Raw genomic sequence first — 17,760 nt, forward strand, 5'->3', positions numbered from 1 at the left:
CATCAGTCCGCCGGCACTCCGGTGCGGAACACCGCCACCGCCCGTTGCATCTGCAGTGCCTGCTCGCGCAATGACTGCGCCGCGGCCGCGGCCTGTTCCACCAGCGCGGCGTTCTGCTGCGTGACCTGGTCCATCTGCGCCACCGCCTGGTTGACCTGGCCGATGCCGCTGCTCTGCTCCCGCGAGGCCTGGCTGATCTCGTCCATCATCGCCGTGACCCGGCCGATGGCCGCGACGGTGCCGGCCATGGTCGCGGCAACGTCCAGCGCCAGCGTATTGCCGGTGGCCACGCGCTCGCCGGATTGCGAGATCAGCATGCGGATCTCCTTGGCCGAGGCGCCGGCGCGCTGCGCCAGCCCGCGCACTTCGCTGGCCACCACCGCGAAGCCGCGGCCGGCCTCGCCGGCGCGCGCCGCTTCCACCGCCGCATTCAACGCCAGGATATTGGTCTGGAAGGCAATGCCGTCGATCACCGCGATGATGTCGGCGATGCGCCTCGAGTCGGCGTCGATCGCCTGCATGGTCTGCTGCATGCGGCCGACCGCGTCGCCGCCGGCGCGCGCCGCGGCCGAGGCTTCGCGCGCCAGCGCGCTGGCCTGCGCGGCATTGCCGGCGTTCTGCTGCACGGTGGCGGTCAGCTGCTCCATGCTGGCCGCGGTCTGCTCCAGCGACGACGCCTGCTGCTCGGTGCGCTGCGACAGGTCGATATTGCCCTGCGCGATCTCGCCCGCCGCGGCCAGCACGTTGTGCGCGCCGGCCTTGGTGTCGCCGATCAGCGTGCGCCAGCCAGCCGCCAGTGCCAGCAGGTGCCGCTTGATTTCACTGAGCTCGTCGCGGCCGCGCACCGCAAGCCCCGCGGTCAGGTCGCCGGCATTGATGCGCGCGACCATCGCGGCGACCTCGCGCACGTCGGTGCGCATGGCGCGGCTGAAGCCGATGAACAGGTAGAACGCGGCGCCCACCGTCAACAGCGCAATGCCGGCCAGCCACGCGATCTGCCGGGCCTGCGCCGCGGCACGCTGTGCCAGCATCCCGCTGGCGATCGCGGCGAATTCGCGGCTGGCTTCCGCCACGCCTTCAATGGCGGCGGTGGCTTCGTCGAAATAGGCCCTGGCCTCGATGTCGATGCCGGCCGCGCCCAGCATGCGCATCTGCAGCGTGCGATGGAAACGGTCCATCGCGTCCAGCCGTGCCAGCGCGGCATCGATGCGCGAGCGGTAAGCAGGTGCGGCCTTGCCGACGCGCGCGATATCGCGCCGTATCGTGTCCAGCCCTGCGCGGATCTGTTCGGCCAGGGCCCCGATCGCCGCCTGCTGCGCGGCATCGGCATAGCCCCCCTGCGCGATGATGCCGGCGCCGCGGCCGCGCGCCAGCGCGCTCTGTTCGGCAAGTTGCGGCATCGGTCCCGTCAGCAGGCTGACCAGGTAGTACGAGCCGGCCTCGCTGTCCAGCGCCAGTTGCGAGCGCTCGGCCACGTCGGCGATGTACGCCTGCGTCTGCCGCACCAGCGCGCTGTGGCGCTCGAACAGCGGCCCTGCCGTGGTGTCCAGGCCCGACCCGCGCAATTGCTGCCAGTCCTGCTCCAGCTGGCGCATGCCGGCCGCGAGTTCAAAGCCGGGATTCTGCGCGATGCTGCGCACCAGTGCGGTAAGGCTGGCCGCCGCCTTTTCGTCGGCCTTGTCGAAGGTGGCGCGGAAAGCGGTATTGCCCGACAGCACCGCATGCGCGGCGCCACGCCGGACCTGGGTCTCGCGCATGAAGTCGAGCGCGTGCCCGACCACCCCGAGCCCCCGTATTTCCTGGCTGGTGGTGTCGCGCGCTTGCGCCGCGTCGCGCAGCGCCACGGACAGCGCGCCGACCAGGGGCACCAGGAACAGCACGGCAATCAATGCCAGCTTGCGTCGGATATTCAGGCGCGCCATCAGGCGCTCGGCGGGAAGGAACAGGGCGGGCATGGATCGTCGCAGAGGGGCTTGGTTTCCCCTGCTATCGGCCCGGTTTGGCGGTGCTGAAGCGCAAATGTCCGGGTTTTTGACGATGCGCAAATCCGGTGCGGCAAAAGCGCTGAAGTGGGGCAAACGGCGCGCCAGTCAGGGGCATGGCGCCCTGTTGGAGGGCCGTCTTTTCGTCATTGCCGGCCCGCTCACAGCTGTGCGCCGATCAGCGAAGCCAGTCGGTCGCGCAATCGTTCCTGCCATGGACGGTTGAGCCACGCCTCATAGGTCATCGGCCGCGACAGCTTCAGGTCTTCCTCGAAGATCCGCGTCTGCTGCGCGGCAAACGCCGCGTCGAGGATATTGAGCGTGGCCTCGTCATTGAGGCGGAACGAGCGGTTGTCGAAGTTGGTCGATCCCACCGAGACCAGCAGGTCGTCGACGATCAGTACCTTGCAGTGGTACATGGTCGGTGCGTACTCGGCGATCAGCGCGCCGGCCTTCAGCAGTTCGCCCCAGCGTGCGCGCGAGGCGGAGCGCACGGTTTCGGAGTCGATATGCTCGCCCGGCACGATCACCCGCACCCTGACGCCTCTTGCCAGCGCCGCCAGCAGGGCCTTCTCGGTGAGCGCGTCGGGAACGAAATACGCCGCGGACAAATCGATGGTGCGCGCCGCCGCGGTGATCGCCAGGTGGTACATCAGCGCCATGCTCTCGCTGCCGCCCGTCGGCGAACTGCTGAACATCTGCGCCCGGCCATTGCCGACCGGCGGCAGCTCGGGAAAGTAGTCGGGGCCGTGCGGCACCGCGCCGCTGACCTTGATCCAGTTATCCAGGAACACCGACTGCATCTGGCCGACCACCGGGCCCTCCACCTCGAAATGCGTATCGCGCCAGTGCCCGGGATCCTGCGCATGGCCGGTCCACTCCGGCGCGATGCCGACGCCGCCGGTAAAGCCGATGCGGCCGTCGACCACCAGCACCTTGCGGTGGGTGCGGTTGTTGAGCTTGCCGATGGTGTACCAGCGCACCGGATGGTAGCGCCGCACATCGACGCCGGCACGGGTCATCAGTTCGAGCGCGCCCTTGTCGATCTTGGAACTGCCGACCGCGTCCAGCAACACCTTGACGCTGACGCCGGCCCTGGCGCGCTCGGCCAGTGCCTGCGCGAACTCATGGCCGATATCGCCCGACCAGTAGATATACGACTCGAAGTTGATGGTCTTTTGCGCGGCGCGGATCGCGCCCAGCATCGCCGGGAAGATCTCGTCGCCGTTCCTGAGCACGCGGTAGCGGTTGCCGTCGACCACCGGCGGCCCCAGTAACACGCCCAGTTCGCGCGCGAACTGCGGGTCTTCCAGGCTGTAAAGGCGGTCGAGGCGGCGCTCGATGCGCTTCTCGCCGCCGACCAGGTTGTAGGCGACGATGCCCGCCAGGGCAAGCAACACGACGGCGGCGGCAAACGCGAACATGCGGCCCCTTGTCCGAAACCTGGGAAAGACGCGGCGGATCACGCAGGCACCATGATGTGGGGGCGCGGGGTTGCCCGCGGCGGAGGAAGTGGCCGATACAGGATAGGCGTTATCGGCGCGCTTGTGGCATCCGGCCCGCGCCGCGCTCGCGCGGCACGCGCGCCCGTTCAACCATGCCGGCGGTCGGAATGGCCTGCCGCATCGCGTCGGCGAACAAGCGCAGCCTGGCCGGATAGAAGCGCGCATGCGGATAGACCAGGTAGATCGGCAACGGATCGGCCTGCCATTGCGGCAGCAGGTGCAACAGCCGGCCGCTGGCGATGTCGTCGGCAAAGATCCACGACGAGCCGACGGCCACGCCCAGCCCCAGCCGGGCCGCCGCATGCAGTGCGTACAGGCTGTCCGTGCTCATGCGCGGCGCGAACGACAGGCCGTGACTTGCGTCGGTTTGCAGATTCCGCAGCACGATCTCGTTGCGGTAGAAGGTGCGCAGCGCCAGCCAGGGCAGGCCTTCCAGGTCCTGCGGGCGGCGCGGCAGCGGCTTGCCGTCGAACAGCGACGGCGCGGCGATGACCGCGCGCGGCACTTCCGCCAGGCGCACGGCCACCAGCCCGGGTTCATGCACCTCGCCCACATGGATCGCGCAATCGATCGCTTCGGCGATGAAGTCCGGGGTGCGGTCGTGCAGCAGCCATTCCACCGCGACCTGCGGATATCGCCGCAGGTAGTCCGCCAGCGGGCCCACCAGCACCTCCTGCCCGAACGCGTGCGGCACCACCACGCGCAGCGTGCCGCTGGGGGCGTGGCCCACGCCGCGCACGTCGGCCTCGAAGCGGGCCCAGTCGGCCACCAGTTCGCGCGCGCGCTCATAGCAGCGCGCGCCGTCCTCGGTCAGCTTCATCGCATGCGTGGACCGCTGCAGCAGGCGCACGCCCAGCAGCCGCTCCAGCGTCTGCAGGCGCCGGCTGATGGTGGGCTGGGTGGTCTGCAGCTGCGCGGCGGCCAGCGACAGGCTGCCGGCCTCGACGATGCGCACGAAGGTCTGCATCAGGTCGATGCGGTCGGCGCCGGGCGCGCCGCGGGTAGCGGCAGCGGCGGCGCTCGGGTTGGTGGCTGGCTGGCCTTTCATACGCGTCTCGTATAGCCATTGTTCACCCCGCACGTCTACCAGATTCGGCGCGCGTGGACAACACTTCGGGCCATCCCAACCTCTTTGCGAACCGCGCAAACCCGCTATGTCCCCTGTTCCCGCAACCTCGCCCGCCGCCACGCTGGCCAGCCCTGCCGTGCCAGCGCGCCTGGTCCTGCTGCTTGCCACCGGCGCCGGCCTGGCGGTGGCTTCGCTGTACTACAGCCAGCCCATGCTCGGCGTGATGGCCCCCGACCTGCACGCCAGCGACGCCACCGCCGGTGCCATCCCCACCCTGACGCAGCTCGGCTATGCGCTGGGCATCCTGCTGCTGGCGCCGCTGGGCGACCGCTATGACCGCCGCCATATCATCGTGGCCAAGGCGGTGGCGCTGGTCGGCGCGCTGCTGCTGGCGGGCCTGGCGCCGGGCATCGGCATGCTGCTGGTGTCGAGCCTGGTGGTGGGCCTGTCCGCGACGCTGGCGCAGGACATCGTGCCGGCTGCGGCGGCGCTGGCGCCGGCCGCGCAGCGCGGCAAGGTGGTCGGCACGGTGATGACGGGGCTGCTGCTCGGCATCCTGCTGTCGCGGGTGGTCAGCGGCTTCGTCGCCGCGCACTTCGGCTGGCGCACGATGTTCATGCTGGCGGCGGCCAGCATCGCCGCGGTCGCGCTGGTGGCGCGGCGCCAGCTGCCGCGCTTTACCCCGGCCACGACGCTGCCGTACCGCGCCCTGCTGGCCTCGCTGGCGGCGCTGTGGCAGGAGCATGGCGCGCTGCGCCGCGCGGCGCTGGCGCAGGGGCTGCTTGCGGTGGGCTTCAGCGCGTTCTGGTCGACGCTGGCGGTGATGCTGCATGGCGCGCCCTTCCACCTGGGCAGCGAGGCCGCCGGCGCGTTCGGCCTGGCCGGGGCCGCCGGCGCGCTCGGTGCGCCGCTGGCCGGCCGCCTGGCCGACCGCGGCGGCCCGGAACGGGTGACCCGCGCGGGCGCGGCGCTGGCGGCGCTGTCGTTTGCCGCCATGCTGCTGACTCCGCTGGTGCCGCCGCAGGCGCAGCTGTGGCTGATCGGCGCCAGCGCCATCGGCTTCGACCTGGGAGTGCAGGTGGCACTGGTCGCGCACCAGACCATCGTCTATGGCATCGACCCGGGCGCGCGCAGCCGCCTCAATGCGGTGCTGTTCGTCTGCATGTTCACCGGCATGGCCGCCGGCGCGGCGCTCGGCAGCCTGGTGCTGGCGCGCTTCGGCTGGACCGGCGTGGCCGCGCTGGCCACCGCCGCGGCGCTGTCGGCGCTGGCGGTGCGGCTGCTGCCGCAGCGCGCGGCGCAGTGAGCCGGAACCAGCCCTACGCCGCGGGCGCGACCCCTGCCCCGGGCGTGCCCGCCTCGTCGCCCGGCGCCGGCGCCAGCGGCACCTCCACCGTCAGCGCCGTGCCGCCGGGCGCCGAGCGGATCCGCAGGCGGCCGCCGATCGCCGCGGCGCGAACCTGCATATTGCGCAGCCCGCGTCCGCCGCGCGTGGCTTCGGCATCGAAGCCGCGGCCGTCGTCGGCCAGCGTGATGCGGATCGCCTGCGCGTCCGCCTGGGCGGTCACAGTCAGCGTGCGCGCCGCCGCGTGCTGCAGCACGTTGGTGATGCCTTCCAGCAGCAGGTATTGCAGCTCCTGCACCTTGCGCGCGGAGAAATGCGGCAGCGCCGGCAGGCGTTCGACCTCCCAGCGGATCTCCAGCCCGGCATCGGCGATGCGCGGCCCCAGCCGGTAACGCAGGTTGCCCAGCACCGCGGCCAGGTCGCCACCGGTGTCCTGCATGGCATCGATGGAAAGCTTGAGCGAATCCAGCGCATGCCGCACCTGCGTGGCCACCTCCGGGCCGCTGGCCTTGCCGGACTCCAGCATCGACAAGGTCGTGACCAGCTGGCTGCCCAGCCCGTCATGCATGTCGCGCAGGATGCGGCCGCGTTCGCGCAGCGCGGTTTCCTCGGCGGCAATCTTCTGCGTGCGCGCAAAGGCCGCGCGCAGTTGGGCCTCGCGCTGCGCGATGCGCTCGGTCAGCACCTGGTTGGCGTCCTGCAGGCTCTGCACCGCGCTGGTGTAGCGTTCCACCAGCATCCACGCCATCACCACGCTGAACGGCACCGAAACATAGCGGGTCATCGAATGGACCCAGTAATAGTCGCCGGTCAGCCAGACCTTGATCCAGTCCGCCAGGAACAGCACCGCCGACACGCCCACGGTGACGGCCAGCAACGTCGCCTCGCGGCTGGGCCGGCGCAACGCGCCCCACACCATCGCACCCGCCACGGTCAGGATGATGCCGACCTTGAGCAGCCAGCTCAGCGGAAACACCAGCGGATGGCTGGAGATGGCGGCCAGCGGCGCGATCACCGGCAGCGCCAGCCACAGGTAGGCGTTGAGGGTGCGATGCAGCCAGCGCCACGGCACCCGGATCACCAGCAGGCAGAACCTGGCGATGGCGCCCAGGAACACTTCGCGCGCGGCGGCGACGATATAGCCGCGCACTTCCGCCGGGATGGCGAGGTCATCGACGAAGTAGTCGAGCAGGCGCACGCTCCAGGCAACCTCGGCCAGCCCGTACAGGCCGAACAGCGGATCGCGCTGGCGCCACCAGATCAGCAGCGCCAGGCCGCCCAGCACGACGCTCAGCACCGCCGCGATCAGCGGGCCGACCACGCGCAGCAGGAAGGCCCGCTCATACTGCGCGCGCACCTCGGCGGCCGGACCCACCGTCACCGGAAGCAGGCCCGAGCGCGCATAGGCGCGCGCGGCCACGGTGATGCGCAGCTGGTTGCCGTGCGTGTTCGCCAGCTCAGGCGGCACGGCCACGTAATACGGGCGCTTGGCCAGCGCCGACGCCGGCGCGTCCAGGCGTCCGCCGGCGGCGATCAGCACGCCGTTGAGGCGCACCTCGTAGCTGCCGCCGGCCCATGGCACGAACAAGCCCCCGGGCGCCGCCGCCGGCCAGTTGCGATCGAAGCGCAGTTCATAGACTACGGTGCCGGACTTGCCCGGCATCACCCGGTCCCAGTAGTCGGGCAGCGTCAGCGGTTGCGCCGGCAGCACGGTGCCGTCGGCGAGCGTGGCCGAGCGCGTGGCCGCGGCCAGCGCCATCGTGTCCGCCGCCGCCATGCCGGGCAGCAGCAGGCTGGCGCACGCCAGCAGCACGGCAAGCACGGTGCGCAGAGAACGCGGCCAGGGCAGCATGGCGCGCTTACAGGGACTTGAGCAGGCCGAGCTTGGCCGCCTCGAACACGGCCTCGCCACGCGAGCGCACCGCCAGCTTGCCGTAGATATTCTTGATGTGCGATTGCACGGTATGCACGCTCAGCCCCAGGTAGCGGGCGGTTTCGGCGTAGGTATAGCCGCGCGAGATCAGGTCCAGGATCTCGTTCTCGCGCACCGACAGCGTTACCGCGCCGGAAGCCGGGCCGGAACCCGCGCCAGCGCCCGCATCGCGCGCCGCCGCCCCCGGCGGCGCGCCGCGCAGCCGGTTCACCACCTGGCGCGCGATCAGCGGGCTCATCGGCGAGCCGCCCGCACGCAGTTCGCCGATCGAGGCGGCGATGCGGTCGGTGGTTTCATCCTTGAGCAGGTAGCCGATGGCGCCGGCCTCGATGCTGGCCAGCACATGCTGGTCGTCGCCGAACACCGTCACGACCATGCATTCGCAGGCGGGATAGCGCTCGCGCGCGTTGCGGATCACGTCGATGCCGCTGCCGTCGGGCAGGCCAAGGTCGCACAGCAGCACGTCGGGCTGGTGCCGCGCCAGCCACGCCAGCGCCTCCGCCACGGTCGAGGCGCAGCCCGCCACCGCGGCATCCGCCGCATGCAGGTCGACGGCCTGCACCAGCCGGCGCAGCGCCAGGGGGTCGTCTTCGACGATGAGGACTCTTGTTGTGCTTGCCATGCCTGTTTTCCCGAGCCACGCCGCGATGCGAGCCCCTGCCCCCTGTGTTGCCGCGCGGTGCGCTGGCGGGGCAGGTTGCGCCGGCACGACGGCGGATTCTGACATATCCCGCCCGCACGCGGACGGCCCGGCGGATCCGTTCAGGGTAAACGCCGCCGCCCGTACCCATCGCACGGCCGCACGGTCTTGCCCATCCCATATTCAGGGGAGGCGGCGGGCCGGGCCCGCTCCTATGATCGCGGCAAAACAGCCCCGCCCGTCCGGATGACGGCCGGCAGCGCGGGCAACAACGCCATGACGGGAATACGGGGAGCATGACCGTGACAGACAAGACAGCCGGCACACCGGCCGCACGGGAAATCGGGGAAGCAGAGGGGAAAGCCGCGCGCGCCATCCCGCCAACGGCCGCGCTGCGGCTGGCTGGCGGGATGGCGGCATGCGGGCTGGTGGCGCTGCTGGCGGGATGCCTTGCCACCGCGCCGAACGCCGCCGGCGTGTCCGCCATGGAACTGGACACCGGCCGCAAGGGCGCGGTGTCCGGCGTGGGCCTGGAGGGCCACGATATCGTCGCCATGGCCGACCAGATGATGCGCGACATCCTGGCGCAGCCGCGCTTCGCGCCCGGCCGCGACGGCAAGCGCCCGCGCATTGCGCTGGACGGCGCCAACTTCGTCAACGACAGCGCCCAGCCGCTGGACCGCCAGCTGATCGTGGACCGTCTGCGCGTCAGCCTGAACCGCGCCGCGCAGGCGCGCATCCAGTTTGTCAGCACGCAGACCGCGCTGGTCGAGCGCGAACGCCAGGCCAAGCGCAGCGGCGCCACCGACGCCGGCACGCTGGGCCTGGCCCGCGCGCGCCTGGGCGCCGACTACAGCCTGTCGGGCCGGATCGGTTCGCTTGACAGCCGCAGCGCCGCCACCGGCATGGTGCAGCGCTATATGCAGATCTCGTTCGAGCTGGTCGAGGTGGAAACCGGCGAACTGGTCTGGAGCAACATCTATGCATTCCAGCGCGCCGCGGCCGACGATGTGGTCTATCGCTAGCCGCTGCGGCGCGCTCGCCGCGGCATCGCTGCTGGCCGGCTGCGCTGTCACGCCGCCCGCGCATACCGGCTGCACGCCGTGGCAGCAGCAGCGCGCGCGCCCGGCCCTGCCGGTCTCGTTCCTGTCGCCGGAACTCGCCGCCATGGTGGCGGTGCCGGAAGCCGGCGCCGCGCCCAGCGCCAGTGGACCGGGCGCGGTCCACGCCGGCCTGCACAACTGCACCGAATTCGACGTCGCGCTGCTGGTGCGCACGCGCTTTCGCGCGACGCAGCCGGGTGCCGCGACCGAGCCGCCCAGCGCCTGGCGCGCGCTGGTGCTGCCGCCCCGCACGCAGGCCGACTACGCCGAGCATGCCGTCATGGCCGGTTCGGTGCCGGCCGCGCTGGAAATCCTGGACGCCCAGCGCGCGCAGCAGCCCTACCGGCCGGGACAGCACTATCCGGTGCTGTCCGGGCCCGCGCGGCCATGACCGCCCCTGGCCGCCCCCTGGCCAGCCGCACAGACATCCTCTAACGCCTTTTCATGCCCCAGCCATGACCGTTGCCCACTTCATGCCACGCTTTGCTTCGCTCGCCACGCCGCTGGCCGCCTTGCTTGCCGCCCTTCTTGCCGCCGGCTGCGCCGCGCCGCCGATGGCGCTGAAATCCATCCGCACCGGCGGCGACAGCGCGCCCGTGGTGCGCGCCGACGTGGCCGGCAAGGCTGACTTGGCGGGCCTGAACGTCGGCGATACCGTCGCCGTTTCGCCGGGCAGCAACAAGGTCGTGGTGGCGTCGACCCCGCTGGTCTACACCCTGTATGAAGACGGCATGGTGACGCAGGCCGAGGTCAGGCGGCAGCAGCTCACGGTCAACCGCAAGGACGCGCCGCGCATCGAATTCATCAAGGGCGAACTGCACCGCGGCGACTTCATCCGCCGCGAGATCCTGCTGGACCTGCACAGCAAGGACCCGGACGAGTTCAACCGCACCATCCACTTCCTCGCCTTCAACCGCGGCGACAAGGCCTTCCGCGGCGACCTGACGGTCTATGACCTGCTGCCCGCCGAGCTGGACCTGGTGAAGCTCGGCAGCGCCAACAAGTACACCGACCAGACCATGGTCAAGGGCGTGCTGGGCGGACTGCCGTTCCTGTCGCTGGTGACGCTCGCCATGGACAACTATTCGCGCTCCGACGAAGCGGTGCCGATGCGGCATGAACGCCTGGACCAGGTGCAGAAGTTCAGCTTCCAGCGGCTGGTGCTGGAGCCCGGCCAGGCCGTCGGCTTCACCATGCACGTGCGCTACCAGTTGCCGGACGAAGCGGAACTGGCCGACCTGCGCGAAACCGCGGCGCCGCTGGCGCGGCAGCAGTAAGGAGCACCGGTGCGGTTTCGCGACACGGCCGCGGCATGGCGGCGCGCCGGCGCGGCGCTGTTGGCGCTGGCGCTGGCCGCGCCACTGTCCGGCGCGGCGGCCTGGTTCGGCAGCGACGGGAAGCGCCTCGCGGCCGAGGCGGACCGCTTTGTCGCCGACAAGCCCGCCGAGCTCCAGCGCATCCTGCATACGCTGTACATGGAGGGCGAATGGAATGCGGTGCTCAACCTCGACCTGCTCGGCCTGGCCGCGATCGAGGCCGGCCGGCCGCGCCTGGCCGAGCGCGCCTTCGACATGGCCGCGGCACGCATCCTGCGCGTCTATGCCGACGACCCCCATGCCCGGCAGGCGCGCTCGCTGTGGTCCGCCGAGAGCGTCAAGGACTGGAAGGGCGAGCCGTACGAACGCGCCATGACGTTCTACTACCGCGGCCTGCTCTACGCGCACGCCGGCGACTACCAGAACGCCCGCGCCGCCTTCCTGCAGGCCGATATCCAGAACGCCTTCGGGCAATACGAACAGCCTGACGGCGGCCACGGCAGCTTTGCGCTGATGGCATGGCTGGCGGCATGGGCCTCGCAATGCGCCGGCGACCCCGCGCGCGCGGCCGAACTGGCAGCCCGTGCGGCCGGTGCGGCCGAGCCGTTCTACGCGCAAACCCGTGGCGCGCTGCCGCGGCACCTGAGCCTGTTCGAGGCCGGCCTCGGGCCGGAGAAGGTCACGCTCGGCGAGACCAGGAGCCTGCTCGGCTTCCTGCCGCAAGGCGCGGCCCCGGGCGCGCCAAGGATCGGCTACGGCGCGCAGGTGAAGCCGCTGGCCGCGGGCACCGCCGCCAGCCTGGACCGGGTCGCGCTGACCCGTGGTGGGCGGCCAATCCAGGGCATCCTGGACGGCAAGGCGGTGTTCAAGGAAAGCACGGCCACGCTCGCGGACACCACCGGGGCGCTGTCGGCTGGCCTGGTGCAGGCGGCGTTGTCGGGCGCGAACAGCGGCAACGCCGGCCTGGCCCAGGGGTTCGGTGCCGCTGGCGCGGCCGGCTCGCTGCTCAGCCTCGCCGCCGGGGCGCTCTCCAGCGCGGCCAATGCCGAGGCCGATACCCGCTACTGGGCGTCCCTGCCCAAGACCGTCTACATCGAGGCGCTGGCGGCCCCGCTGGCTCAGCCGGCGGTACAGTTCAGCCCCGCTACTGGCGGCAAGCCGCGCGCGGCGCTGCTGCAAGGCCGCCAGGGCGACTGCTCGCTGGCCTGGGGCCGCGAACATTCCGCCTTCGACGGCGAGCACGGCGGCGTGGCCAACCCCTCGCCGTGGCCGGCCGAACCGGTCGAGTCCGGGCGCGAACGCGCCAACGCGGCGCTGCGCAACGAATTGCTGGCGCTGCCGTTCGCACCATAGCGCTCCAGACCCGTTCGGGGGATGCCAGCCTGATTTTCTCGACCGTTGCGGCGCTTTTGGCAGTTCTGTTGGATTTTGCAAGATGTACGCATACAATGCCCCGGCGTCAGCCGATAGAGCTGGCGGACCTGGAGAAGAAGCAAAATGCAGACGGGAAAACTGATGGCAGGGCTGGTCCTGGCCGGGATGCTGGCCGGTTGTGAATCGATGGATGGCGCGATGTCCTCCATCAGCGGCGTGCTCGACGGCACCGGCGACGTGCTCAGCGGCGACTTCCGCATGCTGGCCGACCCCAAGCCGGCTTCGCTGGGCGACATCTGGACGGACTGGAAGAAGAACGAAATCACGGCGAAGAAGAAGTGGGACGCGCAGGCCATCCTGGTGTCGGGCACGGTCTCGCGCATCACCAAGGTTGACGGCCTGAGCATCACGGACGACACCATCGCGGTCTACTTCAAGGATTCGGTCAATCCGCAGTGCACCGGCAAGGCGCTGATGCGCGATGCGATGCTGGTCAACCAGAAGAAGATCAGCAACCTGCAGACCGGGGACAAGATCAACGTGACCGGCGTGCTGGCGACCAGCGATGCCGAGTCGTACAACAGCAGCAACAAGGAATGCTACTTCGCCTTCGCCAAGTCGAAGATCGAGGCGGCGCCGGCGACCACGGCCGCCCCGACGAAGGCCGCCCCGAGCACCAAGGCAAAATCGACCAAGACCAGCAAGAAGTAAGCTGCAGGCGCGGGACGGGCGCCGGGGGCTGGCCGCCTCAAGCCGCCCGCGCCGCACGCCGGCTTGGCGCCCTGCGCAGCCAGCGCCACATCGTGCAGCTGCGGACTGCATCCCTTACACGCTCTGAAACCGTTGCACGGACTCCCGTCACCCGGGTCCCGGCCAGCCGGGGCCGCAAGGCCATCGGCCGCACGGTATGAATCTTGCCCCTTGCTTGATACCCGCCAGCGGTTGAACGGCGTGCCTTTGCGCCGCATTCCGCACATGGCGTTACCTTGTCAGGAAATCAGCATGGGCTACTACTACGATGAGCGTGAAGCGCGCGACCAGCGCGAGCGCCGCCAGGCATGGGACGACGATGACTGGCAGCCGGAATCGGAACGCGACCGCTGGCAAGCGCAGCGCCGACGCCAGCAAATGACCCCGGGCCAGACCAGCTACGGCGGCCCTGCCCGCCCGGGCCGGGAATTCAACGAGCAGTACGGCGCCAGCCGCTACCCCGACTATCCTCGCGAGGGGCGCTACGGCAGCGACCTGCGCTATGGCCTGAACGGCGGCTACGGATGGGAACGTGCCGGCGAGTGGCGCGACCCGCAGGCCTGGGAGCGCGACGACGAATACGCGGAACAGCAATGGCGCCAGAGCACCGAACGCGCCCGCGAGCCGCGCGAGCGTTATCAGTCGCGCGAGCGCTATGAGGGCCGCGGATCGTCCCGCGACGAGGGCCGCGAGCGCTACTTCAGCGATCTGCGCAGCGACCGCCGCTACTGGACCGACCCGGACGACGAAGAGGAAGAACACCGCTACACGGTGCAAAGCCACAGTCCGGGCTACCGCCAGCACGCACAGCGGCGTGGCTGGGAGACCGATGAAGACCGCGACGACGATCGCGACGACAACCGCGAGCACGGCATGCTCTACAACCTGGGCCGCCGTATCGGCGAAGTGGTGGGCGACTGGTTCGGCACGCCCGACGAGCGCGAACAGCGCGCCGGCCCGCGCGGCTACCAGCGCAGCGACGAGCGCATCCGCGACCAGATCTGCGAGCGGCTCAGCTACGCGCGCGGCGTCGACGTCAGCGATGTCAGCGTCGATGTCAACGAAGGCGTGGTCTCGCTGACCGGTACCGTGCGTGACCGCGGCCAGAAGTACTACATCGAGGACATGGCTGACGGCACCTACGGCGTCAAGGAAGTCAACAACGACATCCGCGTGCGCCGCGACAGCGAGCGCCACGGCGAGTCGTCCGGCGTTGCCCGCAGCGCGGGCAGCACAGGCAGCACCAGCAGCTCGGGCAGCTCGCCTGGCTCGGGCAGCGCTACCGCCACCACCGGCGGCAGCACCACCAGCACCACGACGGGCAGCACCTGGCGCGCATAATGGCCAGCAGCCGGCGGAAATCTTCCGCCGGCTTTTTTGTGGATACCGCCACCGCCCACACCGCCCGCACCGCATGTCCGCGTCCAGGCTGAAGATCGCAACCTTCAACATCAACGGCATCCGCAGCCGCGTGGGTGCGCTGTGCCACTGGCTCGCGCGCGAAGCGCCGGACATCGTCTGCCTGCAGGAACTGAAGACCGCCGACGAGAGCTTCCCGGCGCGCGAAATCCGCGACGCCGGCTATGGCGCGATCTGGCATGGGCAGAAGTCCTGGAACGGCGTCGCCATTCTGGCGCGCGGCGCGGAGCCGGTCGAAGTGCGGCGCGGACTGCCCGGCGATCCTGACGACAGCCACAGCCGCTACCTGGAGGCGGCGGTCTCCGGCATGCTGATCGGCTGCCTCTACCTGCCGAACGGCAATCCGCAGCCGGGACCGAAGTTCGACTACAAGCTGGCCTGGTTCGAACGGCTGATCGCGCATGCGCAGGAATTGTTCGACAGCGGTCACCCGGTGGTGCTGGCCGGTGACTACAACGTGGTGCCGACCGACCAGGACATCTACAACCCGCGCTCGTGGCGCAAGGATGCCCTGCTGCAGCCGGAAAGCCGCGAGGCCTATGCGCGCTTGCTGGCGCAGGGCTGGACCGATGCGCTGCGCCAGCACCATCCCGATGCGCCCATCTATACCTTCTGGGATTACTTCCGCCGGCACTGGCAGACCAACTCCGGCCTGCGCATCGACCACCTGCTGCTGAGCGCCGAGCTGGCGCCGCGGCTGCGCGACGCCGGCGTCGACCGCTGGGTGCGCGGCGAAGACCACCCCAGTGACCATGCGCCGGCGTGGGTGGTGCTGGGCCCGGCGGCGCGGCGCAAGCGCGCGGGCTAGCCCGCGGCCTCCGCCACCAGCCTGTCGCGGATAAAGCCCAGAAAGGCGCGCACGCCCTCCGGCAGCGTGCGGCCCGCCAGCGTCTGCAGTTCGATCGCACGGCTGCGCATGCCGCGTTCGCGGATGGTCGCGGCATGCAGCTCGCCGCGGCGCAAGCGGTCGCCCACGGTCACGCTGCCCGAGATCGACAGGCCGCCGCCGTGCAGCACGAAGCTGGTCAGGGTCTCGAAGTGGTTGGTCACCAGCACCGGCTCGAACACCATGCCGCGCTCGCCGCAGGCCAGGTCGAACAGCTGGCGCACCGTGTTGTCGCCCTCGGGCAGCGCCAGCGGGTACGGCTGCATCTGCGCCAGCGTGACGCTGCGAAAGCGCGCCAGCGGATGGTCCGGACGCATGATGGCGATCACCGGCGCCGCCTGCCGGTGGGCGATGCGGATGCCCTGCTCGGCGGCGCGGCTGTAGGTGATGCCGATATCCGCGTCGCCATGCAGCACGATGCCGGTCACATCCGCCGGCGGCGCCACGCGCACGTGGAACTGCAGGCCCGGATAGCGCTGGCGGAACTCGACGATGATGCGCGGCAGGAACTCGATCGCAAAGCCGGCGGAACTGGCCACGCGCACCCTGCCGCGGCGCAGGCCCTGCAGCGCGGCGATCTCGGACACCACGCGGTCGGCTTCCAGCGCGCCGCGCAGTGCATGGGCGGCGAGCAGCTCGCCGGCGGCGCTGGCCACCATGCCGCGCGGGCGGCGGTCGAACAACGGCACGCCGAGCAGGGCCTCGAGCGCGGCGACCTGCCGGCTCACCGCCGACACGGTGACATTGAGCCGTTGCGCCGCCTCGGTCAGCGAGCCGCTGCGGACCACTTCCAGGAAATAGCGCAGCGAGGTGTCCTGCAGGCGATGCGACAACATGGGGGGCGGGCTCCGGCCGGTTTGCGTTTTACGCAAGGATATTTGAAAAAAACGTCGATTGCGGGAAAGCACGGGTCGCCCGTATGCTTTTCCCACACATCACCGGAGACCTCGCGCCATGGCGACTGCCCAGACCCCCGCTACCTCCACCAACCCGATCACCGACCTCGATGCCGTCGCGCTGTCGCGCGCCATCCATGCGCGCGACGTCTCCTGCGTGGAAGTGCTCGATGCCTACCTCGGCCAGATCGACCGCCACAACCCGCGCGTCAACGCCATCGTCGCCGCGGTGGACCGCGACACGTTGCGCAGGCAGGCGCAAGGACTGGACGAGGAACTGGCGCGCGGCGCCAGCCGCGGCCCGCTGCACGGGTTCCCGCAGGCGCCCAAGGACATCAGCCCGGCCGCCGGCATGGTCACCACCAAGGGCTCGCCGATCTTCGCCGGCCAGGTCAGCGACGCCGATGCCGTGATCTTCGAGCGCATGCGCGCCGGCGGCGCGCTCTTCATCGGACGCACCAATTCGCCGGAATTCGGCCTCGGCGGCCATACCTATAACCCGGTCTATGGCACCACCCGCAATGCCTTCGACCCCACCCGCTCCGCCGGCGGCAGCAGCGGCGGCGCCGCGGTGGCGGTGGCGCTGCACATGCTGCCGGTGGCCGACGGCTCGGACATGATGGGGTCGCTGCGCACGCCTGCGGCGTTCAACCATGTGTACGGGCTGCGCACCTCGGTCGGCTGCGTGCCGCACGGCCCGGGCGACGAAGTGTTCTTCCAGCAGTTCAGCGTGGCCGGGCCGATGGCGCGCAACGTGCCGGACCTGGCCCTGCTGCTGTCGGTGCAGGCCGGCTTCGATGCACGGCTGCCGCTGACGCGCCGCAACGAGGCGCCCGGCACCTTTGCGCTGCCGCCCGAACGCGACTGGACCGGCGTGCGCATCGGCTGGCTCGGCGACCTGGGCGGGCACCTGCCCACCGAAGCGGGCCTGCTCGACACCTGCGTGCAGGCGCTGGCGCACCTGCGTACGCTCGGCTGCACCATCGACGTGGCGCTGCCGGACTTTGACCTGGAACGCCTGTGGCGCGCCTGGATCGATCTGCGCAGCTTCTCGGTGGCCGGCGCCAACGCGGCGCTGTACCACGACCCCGCCAAGCGCGCGCTGCTCAAGCCCGAGGCGGTCTGGGAGATCGAGCGCGGCCTGGCGCTGCCCGGCACGCGCTTGTATGAGGCCATGGCCGAACGCAGCGCGTGGTACCAGGCGCTGCGCGCGCTGTTCGAGCGCTTCGACTACCTGGTGCTGCCGGCCGCGCAAGTGTTCCCGTTCGATGCCGGCTGGGACTGGCCGCATGCCATCGACGGCCGCGACATGGACACCTACCACCGCTGGATGCAGGCGGTGGTGCCGGCCACCATGGCCGGGCTGCCGGCGCTGGCCGCGCCCGCCGGCTTCGGCCCGCAGGGGCTGCCCGCCGGTATCCAGATCATCGGCCCGGCGCAGGCCGACGCCGCGGTGCTGCAACTGGGCCATGCCTACGACCAGGCCGGCGGCTTCTCGCGCGTGCGCAGCCCCTGGCTGGGCTGAGCCCCGCTGCCCATCGA

At 70.7% G+C, this 17,760-nt stretch carries 15 protein-coding genes; 9 read left to right on the top strand and 6 right to left on the bottom strand.

The window, feature by feature from the left end; all coding sequences use genetic code 11:
- Positions 1–2 precede the first annotated feature (2 nt).
- From MKD38_RS05370 to MKD38_RS05380, 3 genes are all read right to left on the bottom strand, one after another.
- Complete coding sequence (locus MKD38_RS05370; protein ID WP_252675032.1) at positions 3–1,955, bottom strand: methyl-accepting chemotaxis protein; 1,953 nt, start codon at positions 1,953–1,955, stop codon at positions 3–5.
- Between the two features lie 188 nt (positions 1,956–2,143).
- Positions 2,144–3,406 (bottom strand): phospholipase D-like domain-containing protein, encoded by a 1,263-nt coding sequence (locus tag MKD38_RS05375; RefSeq protein WP_252675033.1) that lies wholly within the window; start codon positions 3,404–3,406, stop codon positions 2,144–2,146.
- A 109-nt stretch (positions 3,407–3,515) separates the two neighbouring features.
- The gene (locus MKD38_RS05380; RefSeq protein ID WP_252675034.1) at positions 3,516–4,535 is read right to left on the bottom strand and encodes a LysR family transcriptional regulator; all 1,020 of its coding nucleotides are present in this window, start codon (positions 4,533–4,535) and stop codon (positions 3,516–3,518) included.
- Positions 4,536–4,641: 106 nt separating this feature from the next.
- On the opposite strand from MKD38_RS05380, the gene MKD38_RS05385 reads away from it, so the two are divergent.
- Positions 4,642–5,862 (top strand): MFS transporter, encoded by a 1,221-nt coding sequence (locus MKD38_RS05385; protein WP_252675035.1) that lies wholly within the window; start codon positions 4,642–4,644, stop codon positions 5,860–5,862.
- Positions 5,863–5,875: 13 nt separating this feature from the next.
- Here the strand turns inward: MKD38_RS05385 and MKD38_RS05390 are convergent, their stop codons facing one another.
- Together MKD38_RS05390 and MKD38_RS05395 are read right to left on the bottom strand one after the other, a co-directional pair.
- Positions 5,876–7,753, bottom strand: coding sequence for a sensor histidine kinase (locus MKD38_RS05390; RefSeq protein ID WP_252675037.1), 1,878 nt, complete (start codon positions 7,751–7,753; stop codon positions 5,876–5,878).
- A gap of 7 nt (positions 7,754–7,760) precedes the next feature.
- Complete coding sequence (locus MKD38_RS05395) at positions 7,761–8,456, bottom strand: response regulator transcription factor (protein ID WP_252675039.1); 696 nt, start codon at positions 8,454–8,456, stop codon at positions 7,761–7,763.
- Between the two features lie 320 nt (positions 8,457–8,776).
- Here MKD38_RS05395 and MKD38_RS05400 point away from each other — a divergent pair, with 320 nt between their 5' ends.
- From MKD38_RS05400 to xth, 7 genes are all read left to right on the top strand, one after another.
- Positions 8,777–9,499, top strand: coding sequence for a penicillin-binding protein activator LpoB (locus tag MKD38_RS05400; RefSeq protein ID WP_252675040.1), 723 nt, complete (start codon positions 8,777–8,779; stop codon positions 9,497–9,499).
- On the top strand, positions 9,483–9,968 hold the full coding sequence (locus tag MKD38_RS05405; protein ID WP_252675041.1) for a hypothetical protein: 486 nt from the start codon (positions 9,483–9,485) through the stop codon (positions 9,966–9,968). Before MKD38_RS05400 ends, MKD38_RS05405 begins: the two co-directional genes overlap by 17 nt.
- A gap of 64 nt (positions 9,969–10,032) precedes the next feature.
- Positions 10,033–10,854, top strand: coding sequence for a hypothetical protein (locus tag MKD38_RS05410; RefSeq protein ID WP_252675044.1), 822 nt, complete (start codon positions 10,033–10,035; stop codon positions 10,852–10,854).
- Between the two features lie 9 nt (positions 10,855–10,863).
- Positions 10,864–12,246: a hypothetical protein gene (locus tag MKD38_RS05415; RefSeq protein ID WP_252675046.1), complete on the top strand. Its 1,383-nt coding sequence runs from the start codon at positions 10,864–10,866 to the stop codon at positions 12,244–12,246.
- Positions 12,247–12,390: 144 nt separating this feature from the next.
- Entirely contained in the window at positions 12,391–12,978 is a 588-nt protein-coding gene (locus MKD38_RS05420) for an OB-fold protein (protein WP_252675047.1), read from the top strand.
- A 291-nt stretch (positions 12,979–13,269) separates the two neighbouring features.
- Positions 13,270–14,358: a BON domain-containing protein gene (locus MKD38_RS05425; protein ID WP_252675048.1), complete on the top strand. Its 1,089-nt coding sequence runs from the start codon at positions 13,270–13,272 to the stop codon at positions 14,356–14,358.
- Positions 14,359–14,431: 73 nt separating this feature from the next.
- Positions 14,432–15,244, top strand: a complete 813-nt coding sequence (gene xth, locus MKD38_RS05430; RefSeq protein WP_252675050.1) for an exodeoxyribonuclease III — start codon at positions 14,432–14,434, stop codon at positions 15,242–15,244.
- On the opposite strand, the gene MKD38_RS05435 is transcribed toward xth, so the two are convergent.
- Positions 15,241–16,158 carry a LysR family transcriptional regulator gene (locus MKD38_RS05435; RefSeq protein WP_252675051.1) on the bottom strand — a complete coding sequence of 306 codons (918 nt, stop codon included), beginning with the start codon at positions 16,156–16,158 and terminating at the stop codon, positions 15,241–15,243. The genes xth and MKD38_RS05435 overlap by 4 nt on opposite strands.
- Positions 16,159–16,276: 118 nt before the next feature.
- Between MKD38_RS05435 and MKD38_RS05440 the strand changes: the two genes are divergently transcribed.
- Positions 16,277–17,743 (top strand): amidase, encoded by a 1,467-nt coding sequence (locus tag MKD38_RS05440; protein WP_252675052.1) that lies wholly within the window; start codon positions 16,277–16,279, stop codon positions 17,741–17,743.
- The last annotated feature ends 17 nt before the right edge of the window (positions 17,744–17,760 follow it).

Origin of the sequence: Cupriavidus sp. WGlv3, from assembly GCF_023952475.1 — a bacterium.
In the GTDB taxonomy this organism is placed as follows: Bacteria; Pseudomonadota; Gammaproteobacteria; order Burkholderiales; family Burkholderiaceae; genus Cupriavidus; species Cupriavidus phytorum.